15 protein-coding genes are annotated in these 15223 nt (G+C 55.0%); 9 read left to right on the top strand and 6 right to left on the bottom strand.

Annotated features, from left to right (window positions below; translation table 11 throughout):
• Positions 1 to 3 precede the first annotated feature (3 nt).
• The 6 genes from uraD (at position 4) to EH198_RS18275 (ending at position 7192) form a co-directional block, all read left to right on the top strand.
• Positions 4 to 519: a 2-oxo-4-hydroxy-4-carboxy-5-ureidoimidazoline decarboxylase gene (uraD, locus tag EH198_RS18300; protein ID WP_124696966.1), complete on the top strand. Its 516-nt coding sequence runs from the start codon at positions 4 to 6 to the stop codon at positions 517 to 519.
• Positions 520 to 879: 360 nt separating this feature from the next.
• Positions 880 to 1263: a hydroxyisourate hydrolase gene (gene uraH, locus EH198_RS18295; RefSeq protein WP_124696965.1), complete on the top strand. Its 384-nt coding sequence runs from the start codon at positions 880 to 882 to the stop codon at positions 1261 to 1263.
• Positions 1264 to 1321: 58 nt separating this feature from the next.
• Positions 1322 to 2716: an allantoinase gene (locus EH198_RS18290; RefSeq protein ID WP_124696964.1), complete on the top strand. Its 1395-nt coding sequence runs from the start codon at positions 1322 to 1324 to the stop codon at positions 2714 to 2716.
• Positions 2713 to 4002 (top strand): M20 family metallo-hydrolase, encoded by a 1290-nt coding sequence (locus EH198_RS18285; RefSeq protein ID WP_124696998.1) that lies wholly within the window; start codon positions 2713 to 2715, stop codon positions 4000 to 4002. The genes EH198_RS18290 and EH198_RS18285 overlap by 4 nt, the downstream gene beginning before the upstream one ends.
• A complete protein-coding gene (locus EH198_RS18280) occupies positions 3999 to 5225 on the top strand; it encodes a pyridoxal-phosphate-dependent aminotransferase family protein (protein ID WP_124696963.1) in 1227 nt (408 codons plus the stop codon). The genes EH198_RS18285 and EH198_RS18280 overlap by 4 nt, the downstream gene beginning before the upstream one ends.
• Before the next feature lie 137 nt (positions 5226 to 5362).
• Positions 5363 to 7192: an adenine deaminase gene (locus EH198_RS18275; protein WP_124696962.1), complete on the top strand. Its 1830-nt coding sequence runs from the start codon at positions 5363 to 5365 to the stop codon at positions 7190 to 7192.
• A gap of 84 nt (positions 7193 to 7276) precedes the next feature.
• On the opposite strand, the gene EH198_RS24780 is transcribed toward EH198_RS18275, so the two are convergent.
• The gene (locus EH198_RS24780; protein WP_185702963.1) at positions 7277 to 7441 is read right to left on the bottom strand and encodes a hypothetical protein; all 165 of its coding nucleotides are present in this window, start codon (positions 7439 to 7441) and stop codon (positions 7277 to 7279) included.
• A 306-nt stretch (positions 7442 to 7747) separates the two neighbouring features.
• Here EH198_RS24780 and EH198_RS18270 point away from each other — a divergent pair, with 306 nt between their 5' ends.
• On the top strand, positions 7748 to 8200 hold the full coding sequence (locus tag EH198_RS18270; protein WP_124696961.1) for an IDEAL domain-containing protein: 453 nt from the start codon (positions 7748 to 7750) through the stop codon (positions 8198 to 8200).
• A 299-nt stretch (positions 8201 to 8499) separates the two neighbouring features.
• Here the strand turns inward: EH198_RS18270 and EH198_RS25200 are convergent, their stop codons facing one another.
• Complete coding sequence (locus tag EH198_RS25200; protein WP_246014416.1) at positions 8500 to 9051, bottom strand: hypothetical protein; 552 nt, start codon at positions 9049 to 9051, stop codon at positions 8500 to 8502.
• Between EH198_RS25200 and EH198_RS18265 the strand changes: the two genes are divergently transcribed.
• Together EH198_RS18265 and EH198_RS18260 are read left to right on the top strand one after the other, a co-directional pair.
• Positions 9017 to 11008 carry an FMN-binding protein gene (locus EH198_RS18265; protein WP_246014413.1) on the top strand — a complete coding sequence of 664 codons (1992 nt, stop codon included), beginning with the start codon at positions 9017 to 9019 and terminating at the stop codon, positions 11006 to 11008. The genes EH198_RS25200 and EH198_RS18265 overlap by 35 nt on opposite strands.
• Positions 11009 to 11173: 165 nt before the next feature.
• Entirely contained in the window at positions 11174 to 12130 is a 957-nt protein-coding gene (locus EH198_RS18260) for a 3'-5' exoribonuclease YhaM family protein (RefSeq protein WP_124696959.1), read from the top strand.
• A gap of 99 nt (positions 12131 to 12229) precedes the next feature.
• Here the strand turns inward: EH198_RS18260 and EH198_RS18255 are convergent, their stop codons facing one another.
• The 4 genes from EH198_RS18255 to EH198_RS18240 form a co-directional block, all read right to left on the bottom strand.
• Entirely contained in the window at positions 12230 to 12952 is a 723-nt protein-coding gene (locus EH198_RS18255) for a 3'-5' exonuclease (protein WP_124696958.1), read from the bottom strand.
• 88 nt (positions 12953 to 13040) lie between these two features.
• A complete protein-coding gene (locus tag EH198_RS18250; RefSeq protein ID WP_124696957.1) occupies positions 13041 to 13943 on the bottom strand; it encodes a copper amine oxidase N-terminal domain-containing protein in 903 nt (300 codons plus the stop codon).
• Between the two features lie 174 nt (positions 13944 to 14117).
• Positions 14118 to 14843 (bottom strand): PspA/IM30 family protein, encoded by a 726-nt coding sequence (locus EH198_RS18245; protein WP_185702962.1) that lies wholly within the window; start codon positions 14841 to 14843, stop codon positions 14118 to 14120.
• 47 nt (positions 14844 to 14890) lie between these two features.
• Positions 14891 to 15109 carry a PspC domain-containing protein gene (locus tag EH198_RS18240; protein ID WP_124696955.1) on the bottom strand — a complete coding sequence of 73 codons (219 nt, stop codon included), beginning with the start codon at positions 15107 to 15109 and terminating at the stop codon, positions 14891 to 14893.
• Positions 15110 to 15223: the final 114 nt, after the last annotated feature.

Below are 15223 nucleotides of genomic sequence, written 5' to 3'. Positions count from 1 at the left end.
ACGATGGGAATTCCCGCTTCACCTCTTACGCTTTCAGAGATCAACGGAATGAGCAAGGAAGAGTTTGTGGAAGTGCTTGGAGGCATTTTTGAGCATTCGCCGTGGGTTGCCGAATCGGCTTACGCTTCCCGTCCCTTCGGATCGGTTGGCGAACTGCACGAAGCTATGGCGGAAGCCGCCCGAAGCGCTGGCCGGGAGAAGACTTTGTCGCTGCTGCGGGCCCATCCCGATCTGGCGACCAGGCTACAGGTAACACCGCTGTCGGCTGCCGAGCAAAAAGGCGCAGGGCTTGACCAGCTGACCCCGGAGGAATTCGAATTGCTAAACGATTTGAACAAGAAATATACGGAGAAGTTTCAGTTTCCGTTCATTCTGGCTGTTCGTGGCAAAAACAAAGACGATATCATACAATCCGTCAGCGAGCGTGTTAATCTTTCGCCTGAGGAAGAATGGAACTGGGCGTTATTTGAAATCGGCAAAATTACGAAGTTCCGCCTGGACGATCTGCTGAAGGGATAAGCTGACGAAAAAAAATACATCCTTCATATCATTCCATTATCAAACGGGGGTGTCATCCATGTCATTACCGATGAACGGACGAACAATTTCCGACTTCAGCATCAACTTGGCCGCATCCCGAGAGGCGTTTCAGGCAGCATTCCCGGGAGACGGCAATATCTTGGCGGCTTCGGGAAACTCAATGAGAAGGTTCACGGATAAATACGGCTATTCATCAAAAAATTCGGTATCCGCAGACCGGCTGGTGTTCAGAAGACAGGATATCCCCAGCCTATTTATGAATATTTTCCACAATAATAACGGGACATGCAATGATATATCGCACGCTCCGGCTCGCGGTTTATTAGGGGAGGTGTCAGCATGAGCGGACGCTTGACCACCCATGTGCTCGATATGGTGCGTGGAATCCCCGCTTCCGGAGTCTTCTTGCAGCTGAGGCGGATCGAAAACGGAGAGAATCTTCTGCTCCGCAAGGCGGCTACGAATGCGGACGGAAGGCTGGATGCCCCCCTGCTGGAGGATGCGGAGATGAAGCCCGGCGAATATGAGCTGCTGTTCCACGCGGGAGATTATTTTCGGAAAATGGACGCGGAATCCTCCGGCACATCTTCTTCCGGGGCACAAGGATCAATCGGCTTCCTCGATCTTATCCCGATCCGTTTTCATATCGGAAGCGAAGGCGGCCACTATCATGTTCCGCTTCTGCTCGCTCCCGGAGGATACAGCACCTATCGCGGAAGCTGAAGGCCGGAATTTTTTGAAGAAAATTTGAATAACTGACGACGAAGGGAGGGAACCGCGCGTGAGCGATTCTTATGAACTGATAATTAAAAATGGTCTGGCGGTCCTCCCCGGAGAGGTCGTGAAACTCGATATCGGCATTGCCGGTGGCAAAATCGCCGCGCTGGAGGCGGATATTGAAGCCGGTCCGGATTCAACCGTCCTCGATGCAGAAGGGCAGTATGTGCTGCCTGGCATGATCGACATGCATGTACATTTTAACGAGCCTTCGTTCGGCCACTGGGAAGGCTTCCGAACCGGATCGGCGTCGCTGGCGGCGGGAGGCTGCACCACCTATGCGGATATGCCGCTGAACGGCAATCCGCCGACTGTGAATCTGCCCGCTCTTAGCTTGAAAGCCGAAATGGCCGCCGGTCATTCCGCCGTCGATTATGTGCTGTGGGGCGGACTTGTTCCGGGCAATCTGGAACATCTGGAGGAGCTTTGGTCGGCGGGCGTCACCGGATTCAAGGCCTTTATTTCGAACCCGGGCGGAGAAGGCGAAGGACGCTTTCGCGAGGTTGATGACGAGACCCTGTACCAGGGGATGAAAAAGATCGCCTCGCTCGGCGGCATTCTGGCGCTGCATGCGGAGAGCGACGAGATGACGGCGGTCCTCGCGGCGGAAGCCGTTCGCGAAGGACGAATGGAAGCGCGGGATTTTGCGGCTTCCCGGCCGCCGCAGGCGGAGCTTGAGGCCGTTGCCCGGGCGCTGCTGTATGGAGAGCGGACGGGATGCCGGCTGCATTTTGTCCATATCAGCACGGCCGCTGCCATCGAGATGATTCAGGAAGCCAAATTGCGGGGTCAGGATGTCTCGGCGGAAACCTGCCCCCATTATTTGATATTGACTGAAGATGACATGGAGAGCATGGGACCGGTCGCTAAGTGCGCGCCTCCGCTGCGGAGCGCCGAAGAGCGGGAGAAGCTGTGGAAGGCGCTGGCCGAAGGGAAGATCGACCTTATCGCTTCCGACCATTCGCCTTGTCCTCCCGAGCTGAAGCTTGCCGCCGGGCTGTCATTTTTTGAAGCCTGGGGCGGGATTTCCGGCGCTCAGAGCAGTATGGAGCTGATGTTCCACGAAGGGGTGAACAAGCGCAAACTTCCGGTTACGCTGATTTCACGCCTGCTGTCAGGGCTTCCTGCGGAGCGCTTCGGATTGTCCGGCCGCAAAGGTTCAATTGCTCTCGGCTTGGACGCCGATCTGGCGGTGCTGAATCCGGATATGCCCTATACCCTTGCCGCTTCGGATTTGCTGTACCGTCACAAGCACAGTCCGTATGCCGGCATGAACCTGTCCTGCAGGGTGACTTCCACCATCTGCCGGGGCGAGATCGTCTACACCCGCGAACAAGGCGTGATTTCCCCGGAAGGCGGAGAGTGGATCAAAATCGGCGAAGGGCAGCCGGCCTTATGAGCGCGTCCTTCATTCAATCTCCGGCCGCCGAAATGATGGAGCTGCTCGATGAACTGTCCGCGTTCAGCGCGCCGGGCGACGGAGTCACCCGGCTGCTCTATACGCCTGAATGGAAGCAGGCGCAGCAGTTTCTGCTGAACCGGGTTGCGGAAAGCGGCCTGACGGCCTATTCCGACAGTGTCGGCAACGTCTACGGCAGACTTACCGGCACGGGCCCTGACGAAAAAGTCGTACTGACTGGATCGCATATCGACACAGTTGTTAGGGGAGGGAAGTACGACGGGGCTTACGGGGTAGCGGCAGCTTTTACAGCGCTGCGCTACCTGAGCAGCGTGTACGGCTCGCCGCTGCGGACACTGGAAGCCGTCTCCTTCGCCGAAGAGGAAGGCAGCCGGTTTCCGCTGACCTTTTGGGGTTCGGGCAGCGTGACCGGACTGTACGACGGCGGCGAAGCGGAGAACTGCAAGGATGCCGAAGGTGTGACGCTGCAGGAAGCGATGGAAAGCTGCAGCCTAAGCGGTGAAGAGTCGGCTGCGCCCAGAAACGACATCGCCGCGTATGTGGAGCTTCATATCGAGCAAGGGATCGTCCTTGAGCGAACGGGGACACAGATCGGCGTCGTGTCGGCGATTGCCGGACAGAGGCGGTTCGCCGTGTCGGTCAAGGGAACGGCTAATCATGCCGGAACTACGCCGATGGGGCTGCGCCGGGACGCCCTTGCCGCAGCGGCCGAGATGGTGCTGCAGCTGGAGCGCTCCGCCGCGGCGGCGGGAGATCCGCTGGTAGCCACCACGGGCAGGCTGGAGGCCTTCCCCAATACGCCGAATGTCATTCCCGGCGAAGTGGTGTTTACGCTGGACATCCGTCACAGCAAGGAGGATGAACTGGAGGCGTTCTGCGCCGCGGCTGCGTCCGCGTTTGAAGAGATCGCGAAGCGGAGGGATGTCACCGTTGACATAACTGCCCGGCTGAGCGCTTCTCCCGCGCCGATGGACAGCGGGCTCAGCGCGGAGCTTGAGGCCATATGTACCCGGCAGGGCAGGACGTACCGGACGATGGTAAGCGGAGCGGGACATGACGCCCAGCTCTTTGCGCCCCGCTCCAGGACGGCCATGATTTTTGTGCCGAGCCGCGCCGGCATCAGCCATTCCCCGGAGGAATATACTCCGCCGGAAGAGCTGGCGGCCGGGCTTGATGTGCTGATCGCGCTATTATATAAGCTAGGATACGAGGAAATGAACGATAACGGTTTTGCGCCGCATAACACGAAGGAGAGATGGACATGAAGCGGTTCGAGGACTTGTCGCCGTCGCTGCGATGTATCATGACTCCGGGACCGGTAGAAGTTGACCCGCGCGTTCTGCGCGCCATGTCTTTTCCGGTGCTCGGCCAGTTTGATCCCGAATTTACAAGTATTATGAATGAGACAATGGGCATGCTGCGGGAGCTGTTCGCTACAAGCAACCAATGGGCCTATCCGGTAGACGGAACCTCCCGTTCGGGAATCGAGGCGGCGATGGTTAGTCTGATTGCTCCGGGAGACCGTGTGCTGATCCCGATCTACGGACGCTTCGGGCATCTGCTGCATGAAATCGCCGAGCGTTGCGGCGCCGAGGTGCATACGATGGAGAAGACGTGGGGATCTGTATTCGATAAGGAAGAGATCATTGCCGAGATGCGCAGGGTAAAACCCGATGTGGTGGCGATGGTCCACGGCGAGACGTCGACCGGACGCCTGCAGCCGCTTGAGGGAATCGGGCAGGCCTGCCGCGAAATGGACGCTCTGCTCATTGTCGATGCAGTAGCGACCATAGGCGGTGTGCCTGTCGAGACAGACGCCTGGCAGCTGGACGCCGTTATTGGCGGAACGCAGAAATGCTTGTCCGTTCCATCGGGAATGGCTCCGATTACGTACAACAAGCGCGCCGAAGAGAAGCTGCTGTCGCGTAAGCGCGTGGAGCGGGGGCTGCGAACCGGCGACGACGGCGCAGACGATATAGCGGTGGTAAGAAGCAATTATTTCGATCTTGGAATGCTTCAGGACTACTGGAGCCCCCTGCGGCTTAATCATCATACGGAAATGACCTCCATGCTGTACGCTCTGCGTGAAGGGCTGCGGCTTGTATTGGAAGAGGGGCTGGAGGCGCGGTTTGCCAGACACCGTTTGCATGAACGGGCGCTTGTCGCCGGACTTGAGGCGATGGGACTGGAGCAGTACGGCGATCCCGGCTGCAAAATGCCGATGGTAACCTGCGTGGCCATTCCGGACGGAGTCGACGGAGAATCGGTACGGACCATGCTGCTGGACAGTTTCGGCATCGAAATCGCCAGCTCCTTCGGACCGCTTAAAGGTAAGATCTGGCGTATCGGAACGATGGGCTTCAGCTGCCGCGGGAACAATGTACTGAGAGTGCTGGGCGCGCTTGAGGCGGCGCTGCTCCGCCACGGCTGCCGGCTGCCGGCCGGACTTGGCGTTCAGGCGGCGCTTGACGTTTACGAGCAGGCATAGGATAATCGTGAGAAATGTTGGATGTAAGACATTCGGAGGGTTTACCGGCCGGATGGACTAGAAGAAACGGCTACCGGCCCCTTGGAGAGGGCAGAGCCGTTTTTTCTTAAATTTTTTGTGAAGGGAGCGGTTAAAATATGGTCTTTGCAAGAAAACCTCTTGCCGACAGCGTTCCGGCGCTTGTAGCCACGGCGCGCGGCGATATGCCGGCAACATTGGTCATCACCGGGGGGAAGCTGGTCAACGTATGTTCCGGCGAAATTTTGGAAGGCATGTCCGTCGGCATTCAGGAAGGGCGCATCGCCTATGTAGGCAAGGACGTCTCTCATATGATAGGGGAGAACACCAAGATCATTGATGCGGCGGGAAAATATATCGCTCCCGGTCTGCTCGACGGTCATTGCCACATTGAGAGCACACAGCTGACCGTTACCGAATTTGCGCGCGCGGTTCTTCCGCTCGGAACGACCGGAGGCTTCTTCGACGCCCATGAAATCGCGAATGTATTCGGTCTTAAGGGCATCAAGCTGATGCTGGACGAAATGCGGACGACGCCGCTTGCCGCGTATATGCAGGTTGCTTCCTGCGTTCCGTCGGCGGGTCCCGAATTTGAAACAACCGGGGCGGCGATCGGACCGAAGGAAGTGGCGGAGGCGTTCACCTGGGGAGACGATGTCATTGCACTCGGCGAAGTGATGAACTTTCCCGGCGTTGTCTACGGAGACGATAAAATGCTCGGGGAAATTCAGGCGACCCTCCGGGCCGGAGGTTATGTCGACGGACATTTCACCTGGCCGGCAAGCGATTGGAGGCTGCCCGTATACGCGGCTGCCGGCGTAACCGGCGATCATGAGTGCGTGACCGCCGAGGATGTGATCGAGCGTGTACGGCTGGGCATGTACGCGAAGATGCGCCGCGGCTCCGCCTGGCATGATGTTGCCAAGACGATAACGGCGCATACCGAGCATGGTCTCGACCCGCGGCGGATGATGCTGGTCACGGATGACCGCAGCTCGGAATCGCTGCGCGACGAAGGCCACATGGACTTCGTGCTCCGGCATGCCATTGCCCAAGGGGTAAAGCCGGTGACCGCCTTCCAGATGGCGACGATCAACACAGCCGAACGTTTCGGCGTTGCCCGCGATATCGGCTCCATAACACCCGGCTCGATCGCCGACATCATTCTGCTGGACGGCAATCTAGCCGACGTCAACGTCGTGTTGACGATCGCTGCCGGGACCGTAGTCGCGGAGAACGGAGCTATGACGATTTCCCTGCCTCCCTTTACCTATCCTCAGGAGGTACTGGCTTCCGTCCATCTGCCGAAGCGTCCGACAGCCGGAGATTTCGTCATTAAAGCGCCGGTGGAGTCCGGCAATGTCGCCACCCGGGTTATCAAGGTGCTGGAAAATCACGTGGAGACGATGGAACGCATTCAAACCTTGCCCGTATCGGAAGGGAAACTTCAGGTAGGGGGCGGCTTGTGCAAAATCGCCGTTCTGGAGCGCCATAAAGGAACGGGAAATATGGCGGTCGGAGTGGTGGAAGGAGTCGGCTTTCATGAGCCTGCGGCCATTGCCATGACCGTGGCCCATGACAGCCATAATGTGCTTGTTATTGGCAGCGACGACGAGCTCATGGCCAAGGCGGTAAATACAGTTGCCGACGCGCAGGGCGGGGTTGCGGTTATTACCGGGTCCGGCACGACCCTGTTCCCGCTCGCCATCGCCGGCCTGATGTCCGCCGAGCCGTTTGAAGTCGCCGCCGCCCAATCGGCAGCGATCAGCAAGGCGCTGTACGATGCGGGCTGCACCCTCAACTACGCCTTTATGACGCTGTCGCTGCTCGCGCTTGCGGTTATTCCGACTCTGCGCCTATCCGATAAAGGCCTGGTGCGGATTACGCCGGAGGACGGCATTCAGCTTGTTCCGCTGTTCTGCGGCGAGGGCGTTAACGCCCCGGTATAAAAATCCCGAATTCGGCTGATTGGATCGACGTTTGCCGTGCATCAGCCAGACCAGCAGCGGCCTCGCATATTAATGCATCCGGTTTTACGAACCGGTCACTGTCTGCGCAGCTGCGGTCCGGAAGCGCGGGAACCGGGGCATCTGCTGGACCCGTCTGCGCCGTCCGTCTTCAACAACAAAACTCCGCTGTCCCATTACGGGCAGCGGAGTTTTGTTGTTTGGCTTGAGATGACCAGCCAAAGTAATCACCTTCCTCTGCTAAATCTCAAAATCTCTGAGCAGAATGTAGTTTCTGAATGTTGAAAATGGATTAAATTTACATAAAATTTCTGAAAGTTTGAATTTTAAATGAATTTTATGCGTTTAGGCGACAAATTCATTAACCAAAATGAATAGTTTTGAAACATTTTTTCTGAAAAGATGCTAATATAATATTAATTTAAGGCATCCCGAAGACGATATAACTAAAAATGAATAATAATAGATTTGGTTGATCTAATGTTCAAAGCTTAGCGCAATGCCTAAACAAAAATTATGCGGATGGGGGAACACGAGATGATCAGATTGGAAACGAAGGATATCGTGAGTATCGCCAAGAAGCAAATAGCCAATATTTTTAAGATGGAGCCGCTTGAGCTGAGATTTGTCAACGATTTTCAAGGCGAGAAGAATCTCTTGAATGATGACAAGCTTCATCTGACCAACCGCCATTATTGGGCTAAGGTAATGGATTGCGTCTTTGAAAATCAGGTTAGGCCGGTTCTGATGTGTGAAGTGCTGTATTTTCTCCGCAACGAATTTTTGGAAAGTGAAATCGACTTGAAGTTTTCGTTCGATTTCTCCCAAGGGTCCAACGTCGAAGCCGCTGCCGTGGCGGAGGTTAGCTTTAACGACAAGCCGGAGCTTGGGAAGAACGAAATCGCTGAGCTGATCGATTTTGCGCTGGCGCTGCAGGACAGACAGTGGTTTGAGGAACTTTCCCAGAAATATAAAGAGCTGAGCGCTTAAGCGCCATGCACCGTATAGACATTCTCCGGATATTACCGGCTGAAACGGGCCGCCTCTTTCGACAATGATTTGATTGTTGAGAAGAAGGCGGCCTATTTGTGTGTACGCTAAAAAACCATCACTTTATAGAAGGATTTGAGATATAATTCCAGAAAAAAGGAAATCGTGATTTTTATTATAGGGGGTGTGATTTTACATACAGATTACGTTTTCAACGATCTGCTATTATCAAGCCAGTAATAGCTGGGAAAAGTTACATCTGATTTTGTGAAAATATTCACCATTTCAAGTGAAATTTTTCACCCCTTTTCCCGGACTTTAACAAATGGCCAATCATAAAGGGAAGGTTCAGGCCGAGCGGGAAGGAGGAAGGCCATTTTTATGAAAGTTCCCATAGCTTTCATAATTAGGGAAACGGTTTCATCACTTAGAATTTTAAAAAAAGTTGTATAATACTGGGGATTTGGTAAAGGAGAATCGGGATTGAAAAAACTTATTTCTTTAACTGTAAGCGCTGTGATGCTGTTATCGCCTTTCGCCTTCGCAATTGATGCGCCGGCATTAAATTTAAAGGTCGACGCCGTTTCGGCCGCTTCTGAAGAACAGCCGGCAGCAGAGTCTAAACCGGCGGCGACACCGAAACCGGCCGCAACGCCTAAACCTGCGGCTAAACCGAAAGCCACTGCAAAACCAAAGGCGACAGCCAAACCGAAAGCGACAGCTAAACCGAAAGCGACAGCTAAACCGAAAGCTACCGCCAAACCGAAAGCGACGCCAAAGCCGACTGCTAAACCAAAGGCAACCGTCAAGCCGAGCGTGAAAGCAACCGCCAAGCCTGCCGCAACTGCCAAACCGGCTGCAACGCCTAAGGCTGCTCCTAAAGCTACTGCCAAACCGAAAGCAACCGCCAAACCGGCTACCGTCAGTGCGAACGTGTATCTGGACGGGGTATACGTTGCGTATGGAAACGCTAACACCAAAGGCACCGAAGGTGCCAAGGTTACGATCAAGAATGGCAAGGTTGCCGATATCGAGCTGCTTAGAACGAGCGCAAAGATTATCGACAGAGACGCTCGCAACAATTACAGCGGCGTGTGGGTTGCCTATGAGCTGATGAAGGATAGACTGCTGGGTAAGACGAGAGCAGTCGCGGCCAATGTTGATGCAGTTTCCGGCGCCACTCGTTCGAGCAACGGCTGGAAGCTGTCGGTGGACAGAGCGTTTGAAAGAGCGCTCAAAGTGAAGCCGAAGGCTACCGTTTACTTTGCCGGCGAGCATATGGGTGTCGATCCTGAAGGCAAATACGCCGTATTCTCCACTTATGATGCCACTAAGCTGACGGGCGTCAAAGTATACCCGCTGAGCAGCACAGGCGACATCATTGAAGAAAAAGCGTTCACGCCGGCACAGGCGGCCGCTGTTGCCGCGATTACGCCAGCTCTGCTGGCTAAGGGAACGGCTGCACAGCCTACCGCCGGTTTAGAGGCGGACTTTAAGGCAGCGGTAAATGCTTTCTGGGACGCCGAGCAGAACGCACTCATTAATAATACAAGCAAGTATATTGATGGTTTCTATTCCTCTTACGGCACAGCAAGAAGCGTAGGCGTGGAAAGAGCCGACATTATCATCCGCAACGGCAAACTGGTTGATGTGAAGCTGTACCGTTTGGGAAGCAACCTGCTTGACAGAGGGACAACGGCTTATGCCAAAGTCGTTGAAGCAAATGCTCCTATGACCGCGAAGCTGCTGGCTAACGGTTCGTATATCGCGAACTACGACGAGAAGGTTGACGGCATTTCCGGCGCAACCGAAAGCAGCCACGGCTGGAATCAGTCTGTGGAAAGAGCATTCGAGAAGGCGCTGAAAGTTCCAACGAAAGGCCAATATTTTGACGGCAAATTCGCCGGAGTCGACAATCAGTCGAAGCTGTTGCTGCTGGTTGATATCGCTTCAGATAAGGTTACGGGCATCACCGTCAGCCTGTTCGGCGCCGACAAGAAGCTGATCGCCGCCGACAAACTGACTGCCGAGCAACAAGCCTTGGTAGCGCAGCTGACTAGCGGCCTGCTGGACAAAGGCGTACAATTGGCCGACATTGCTGGCCAGGAAGACCTTTCCGCTGCAGCGAGAGCGGCTTTGGCCGACGCCTTGACTAACGCGTCCAAGGTGCAAGGAGCCTATAAAGACGGCACCTATACCGCTTACGGCGACGCATACGACAAAGGAACAAACCAGGCCAAAGTGACGCTGCGCAACGGCAAAATCGTTGACTTGGCTCTGTACCGCCTGGGCATGAACATGGTTGACCGCGGCGAAGCCGCTTATAAGGAAGTAGTTAAAGCCATTCCACAGCTTACCTCTAAATTTTTGGCGGCAGGCACGAGAGAAGGCGTTCAACAGGTCGATGCTGTCTCCGGCGCAACAAGCAGCAGCAATGAGCTGAAGGCCGCCGTTGACCGGGCATACGGCAAAGCTGAAGTTGCGGAAGCCTACAAAGCGGCCTATTTCAACGGCACCTACATCGGGGTGAGCGCTGATAAATCCGTCAACGTAATGGTAACCGTCAAGTACAACGTTCCAGTGAAAATGCTTGTCTACTATCTGGACGAAAAAGGAAGTGTGAGAGCGTACGATAAACTCTCGGATGACGAGAAGGCCGTGAAGAGTGAAATCGAAACGCCTTCATATGATAGCTTGCACAAGTACGGATACAGAGCTGCGGCATTCGGCGCAAACGATGCCCAGAAGGCTATATCCGCCAAAGCGGTGGAAGCAATCAAGGCCGCGCTGGAGAGCGCAGGCAAATAACGGGCGCGAGCCTCGTTTCGAAGGAGCTGTTCCCGGGACCATTCATATGGACCGGGAACGGCTCCTTTTGTCTTTATTCCGCCATTTAAAGGGATTGAAGCAGCCGATGTCAAAGTTAATGTGGGTAGAAATAGAAGAGGGTTTAACCTAAGTAGGAGGCTCACCATGAAACAAATTAACCAACTGGCGCCACAGGACGAATTCGTCGGCTTTTATCTGCTGCGGGAATTGACGGTCAAACAAACGAACGGCAATCCTCCCAAGGATTATTTCGATATTGTGCTATGCGATTCCAGCGGTCAGCTGTCCGCGAAGTATTGGGATGTGTCGACTGCGGATAAAGAGACCTTTTTCCCAATGGGACTTGTCAAAATTCAGGGCATCGCCCATTTATACCGGGAGAAGCTGCAAATCAAGGTCACTAAAATGAGACTCGCGACGGAGGAGGACGGTGTGTCGCTGACCGAGTTTATCCGATCGGCGCCAATCCGGCCGGTCGACTTGATTCATGCGATCAAGCAGGCGATGAACGCCATAAGTGATCCGGAGATTCGGACGATCGTTGCGTATTGTGTAGGCAAGGTGGAGGAGAAGCTGATGCATTATCCGGCGGCAAAGACTCATCATCACGCCTATTTTGCCGGCCTTGCCTACCATATGGCAAGAATGCTGGAGATTGGGGATTTTCTGTGCAGACAGCGGCCTTTTCTGAATCCGGATCTGCTGAAGGCGGGAATAATCTTACATGATATCGCCAAGCCGGAGGAAATGATCGCCGAGCTTGGAATCGTCTCGGATTACAGTGTTCAAGGCAAGCTGCTCGGTCATATTGCGATGGCCTCGAACTGGATTACGGAGGCGGCGATCCGCTCGAATATCGATCTGGGCTCGCCGAAGGTTCTGGGGCTCCAACATCTGGTGCTGTCGCATCACAACCTCGGAGAATGGGGAAGCCCAGTGCAGCCGCAGACGGCCGAGGCGGTGGCACTGCACCATATCGATGCTATGGACGCCAAGCTTCAGATGGTGGAGGATGCGCTGGATACGACGCCCGAGACCGAAGAGTGGACGCCGTTTATCCGCGGACTGGAGAATAAGGCTGTATACCGGATGAAGCTGTAGATCCTGGCGGCAAAAAGGCCGGCTCAAACGCTTGTTATCGGCGAAGACCGGCCATGAATGAGAGGAGGCTTGTCCTGAAAAGGAGGATGCCTCCTCTTCTTATTCTCTGCCAGGCGCCTCGCTGGAGGCTGCCGTTTCATTATGCTGAAGAAGAGCTTGGGCGGATTCTGCCGGGGCGGCCGCTGACTTGATCCCGGACTTCTTCCCGGCAGCTTTCGTCTTCTTGCCGGACGGCTTGCGTGCCGGGATTGAGAACGGCGTGTAGCCTCCGGTATGCAGCGTGCCGATCCGGCAGCCCAAATCTTCCGCCAGCGCCGTAAGGCCGGAATGCCCCGCCCGCTCCGACAGCTTCAGCAGGATGACAGCCGCGGTGCGGGCATCCTCCAGCGCGTCATGATGCCGCAGGGGAATGCCGAAATATTCGGCAAGTATATTGAGACGGTAAGAGCCGAAGCCGGCCAGCATTTTTTTGGCGAGCAAATACGTGCACCAATATTGAAAGGACGGATAGGGCAGGGAGCACTGATCCAGTCCATAGCGGAGTACGCTCATATCGAAGGAAGCGTTGTGCGCCACCACATTTTTTCCAAGGATAAGCGGTTCAATGACGGGCCACAGCTCGCGGAATGTCGGCTGCCCGGCGACCATTTCGGGCGTTATTCCGTGGATGGCGATATTTCTGCGGTCGAAAGACTGCTCCGGATTAATCAGCCATGCCTGCTCGGACACGATCCTTCCGCCCTTCACTTCCACCAGTCCCAGTGCGCATGCGCTGGCCCGGCCGGCATTCGCCGTTTCAAAATCGATTGCCACAAAATCCATCATTCAAGCTCCTGTCTTTCCGAGTAAGTAGGTTCAAAGATTCCTTTCTACAAGTATAGCAGAGGCCGGCTTTAAAAAAAGAGCGGGTTTACTTCTGCTCTTCCGGAATATCGATGACTTCCTCGTTCAGGGTGACGTCTTGGACGCCGAGCTCCGACACTGCTCCGTCCGGGTCGATAAATCCGTAGGAGGCTGCGCCGATATGGGGCATGGTCCGAAAATAGACAAATCGGCTGTTCAGAACGGGTCGGCTGCCGCTCTCATCCAGCGCTTTGGTATTCTTGAAGAATAGGACACTCTCCGTTACTGCGGCGTTTGTCAGTCTTGCCGTCCAAATCAGCTGGCTTCGTTCGTTCACCACTTCATAATAAGAGACAACATCCCCGCTCTCGGTCATGAACCGCCCATAATCGCCTTCCGGAAAATAATAGGTGAAGTTCTGTCCCTCCAGAGAGGATGGCGTCGATTCAAGGTTCCGAATCATGCTCACTCGGGGCAGCTGGAGGGCCGCTCTGCGCGCTTCGGTCAGATTGCCGGACGCCATGCGGTCCTTCAATTGATCGTCGGCCTTCGCCACATACACCGTGCGGGAGAGAGAATTCCAGGTCACATAAGCGCCCGAGACTTCGGCGATAAAACGCAGCGGAACCAAGACATGCCCCTTGTGAAGGGTGGCGGGTATGGAGAGGGCAATCTTGCCGGAACCGGCGGATGCTGTCTTCTGACCGGCAACCAGCTTAATCACTTTGCAGCCCCTCTTGACCGTTACGGTCTTGGTCTTGTTATCCCAGCTTACCGATATACCCGGAATCTGCTGCACTGCGTTCAAGGGGACCATAGTCGTTCCGTTTGCCAGGTAGGCGGATGTTCCGGACCCTGCCGTTTGGTTGTTCACGATGACTTCGATTTCGCCGGCCGCGGATGCTGTTTCTCCCGATATGATGGCCAGGACAAGGACTCCGGCGCAGCCCAAACTTATCAGCTTTTTCATTGCACATATACCTCCGGAAAAAGATTACATACATCTTAGACGCAGCCCGGTCCATTAAGTTACAGAATCTTACAACAAAAAGCACTCTCCCTACCCGGCAAGGAGAGTGCCATATAGTTCCGTAACCGCCGCCCGGTAAGGGAAAGCTGTTTTTCGTCTTCGTATTATTTCGTGTTATTCCGAATCTTTCTGTCCAGCGCTCTTCATCTGTCCACGCAGGCGTTCCAGCTCGGCTGCCGCCTGTTCCTTTACGCGGGGGTCGGCGCGTCCGCCTTCGGTGTCAACAGCCGGGGAAACACTCCGGACCGGGAAATTCTGTCTTGCTTCCCATTCCTGGATTTTTTCTTCCATCCGCTCGAAGCCCCGCGCGGCGGCATGAGTATTGAGGCCGGAGAAGACGGTTCGGCAGGGAGCTGGAGTGGTGCTGCTTGGAGCGGAAGCGGTGTTCCCTGGTACTTTACGGAGACGCTCGGCGCGTTCGGCAAGCTCGTCTCTTTTGGCTTTCAGCCGGACCCGCTCTTCCTTGGCGGCGGCAATTTCATATCCCAACCCCGCCAGAACCTGCCGGGTCTCCTCCAGAACGGCGGAGCATTCCCGCTCTTTCTCCGTATAGGCAAGCTTCGCCTCGACGGCCTGCTTGGCTTTTTCTTCGTCTCCGTTTTCCAGCGCCTTCAGAGCATCGCCTTCGCTGAGCTCAGCCAGCATCGTGTATTCTTTCAACCGGCGCTCCAGGAGCTTGGCTGCCGCCTGCAAATCGCGGCTTCTCTGCTCGGCTTCCTCGATCCGGTCGTCCAGATCGCGCAAATATTGTCCGGTCATAATGACCGGGTTCTCCAGCCGGTTCAGCCCTTCATGCATGGCCGCTTTCGTTAACGTTGCAATTCTCTCCAAAATACTCATCGGTATCTCTCCCTTTTTTGTATTTAACATTTTACAAAGGCTCTAACTTAGTAATAATGGTGCCCGTCCATGAAGCTTTCTGTCGGTTCGCTCGGAACAATCAGGCTGGCGATCAGATAAAAAAGAATGAACGACCCGACACTGCATAAAGCGACGATTACTGCAACCAAGCGAATAAGGGTGGAGTCGATGCCCAGCCACTGAGCCAAGCCTCCGCACAAGCCGCTGAATTTCTTGTCTCTTTCGGAACGGTAAAGTTTTTTCATGATTTAATCTCTTCCCTTCGTCATATCCGTTATCTATGCTTTTATTCTAGTGGTTTCACGCACGCTGCAAAACGGGCTGGAGACGGTTTTGCGATCTCGACCTTAGACGGGGGG

The organism is Paenibacillus rhizophilus (genome assembly GCF_003854965.1).
GTDB classification, from domain to species: domain Bacteria; phylum Bacillota; class Bacilli; order Paenibacillales; family Paenibacillaceae; genus Paenibacillus_AQ; species Paenibacillus_AQ rhizophilus.
This window is presented reverse-complemented; position numbering and strand designations above follow the sequence as displayed.

Bases quoted from the DNA above. Each gene is read 5' to 3' on its own strand.
- EH198_RS18260 (WP_124696959.1), top strand. From the start codon at position 11,174: ATGAAACAAATTAACCAACTGGCGCCACAGGACGAATTCGTCGGCTTT.
- EH198_RS18245 (WP_185702962.1), bottom strand. From the start codon at position 14,843: ATGAGTATTTTGGAGAGAATTGCAACGTTAACGAAAGCGGCCATGCAT.
- EH198_RS18255 (WP_124696958.1), bottom strand. From the start codon at position 12,952: ATGGATTTTGTGGCAATCGATTTTGAAACGGCGAATGCCGGCCGGGCC.
- EH198_RS18275 (WP_124696962.1), top strand. From the start codon at position 5,363: ATGGTCTTTGCAAGAAAACCTCTTGCCGACAGCGTTCCGGCGCTTGTA.
- uraD (WP_124696966.1), top strand. From the start codon at position 4: ATGGGAATTCCCGCTTCACCTCTTACGCTTTCAGAGATCAACGGAATG.
- EH198_RS18285 (WP_124696998.1), top strand. From the start codon at position 2,713: ATGAGCGCGTCCTTCATTCAATCTCCGGCCGCCGAAATGATGGAGCTG.
- uraH (WP_124696965.1), top strand. From the start codon at position 880: ATGAGCGGACGCTTGACCACCCATGTGCTCGATATGGTGCGTGGAATC.
- EH198_RS18270 (WP_124696961.1), top strand. From the start codon at position 7,748: ATGATCAGATTGGAAACGAAGGATATCGTGAGTATCGCCAAGAAGCAA.
- EH198_RS18250 (WP_124696957.1), bottom strand. From the start codon at position 13,943: ATGAAAAAGCTGATAAGTTTGGGCTGCGCCGGAGTCCTTGTCCTGGCC.
- EH198_RS18280 (WP_124696963.1), top strand. From the start codon at position 3,999: ATGAAGCGGTTCGAGGACTTGTCGCCGTCGCTGCGATGTATCATGACT.
- EH198_RS18240 (WP_124696955.1), bottom strand. From the start codon at position 15,109: ATGAAAAAACTTTACCGTTCCGAAAGAGACAAGAAATTCAGCGGCTTG.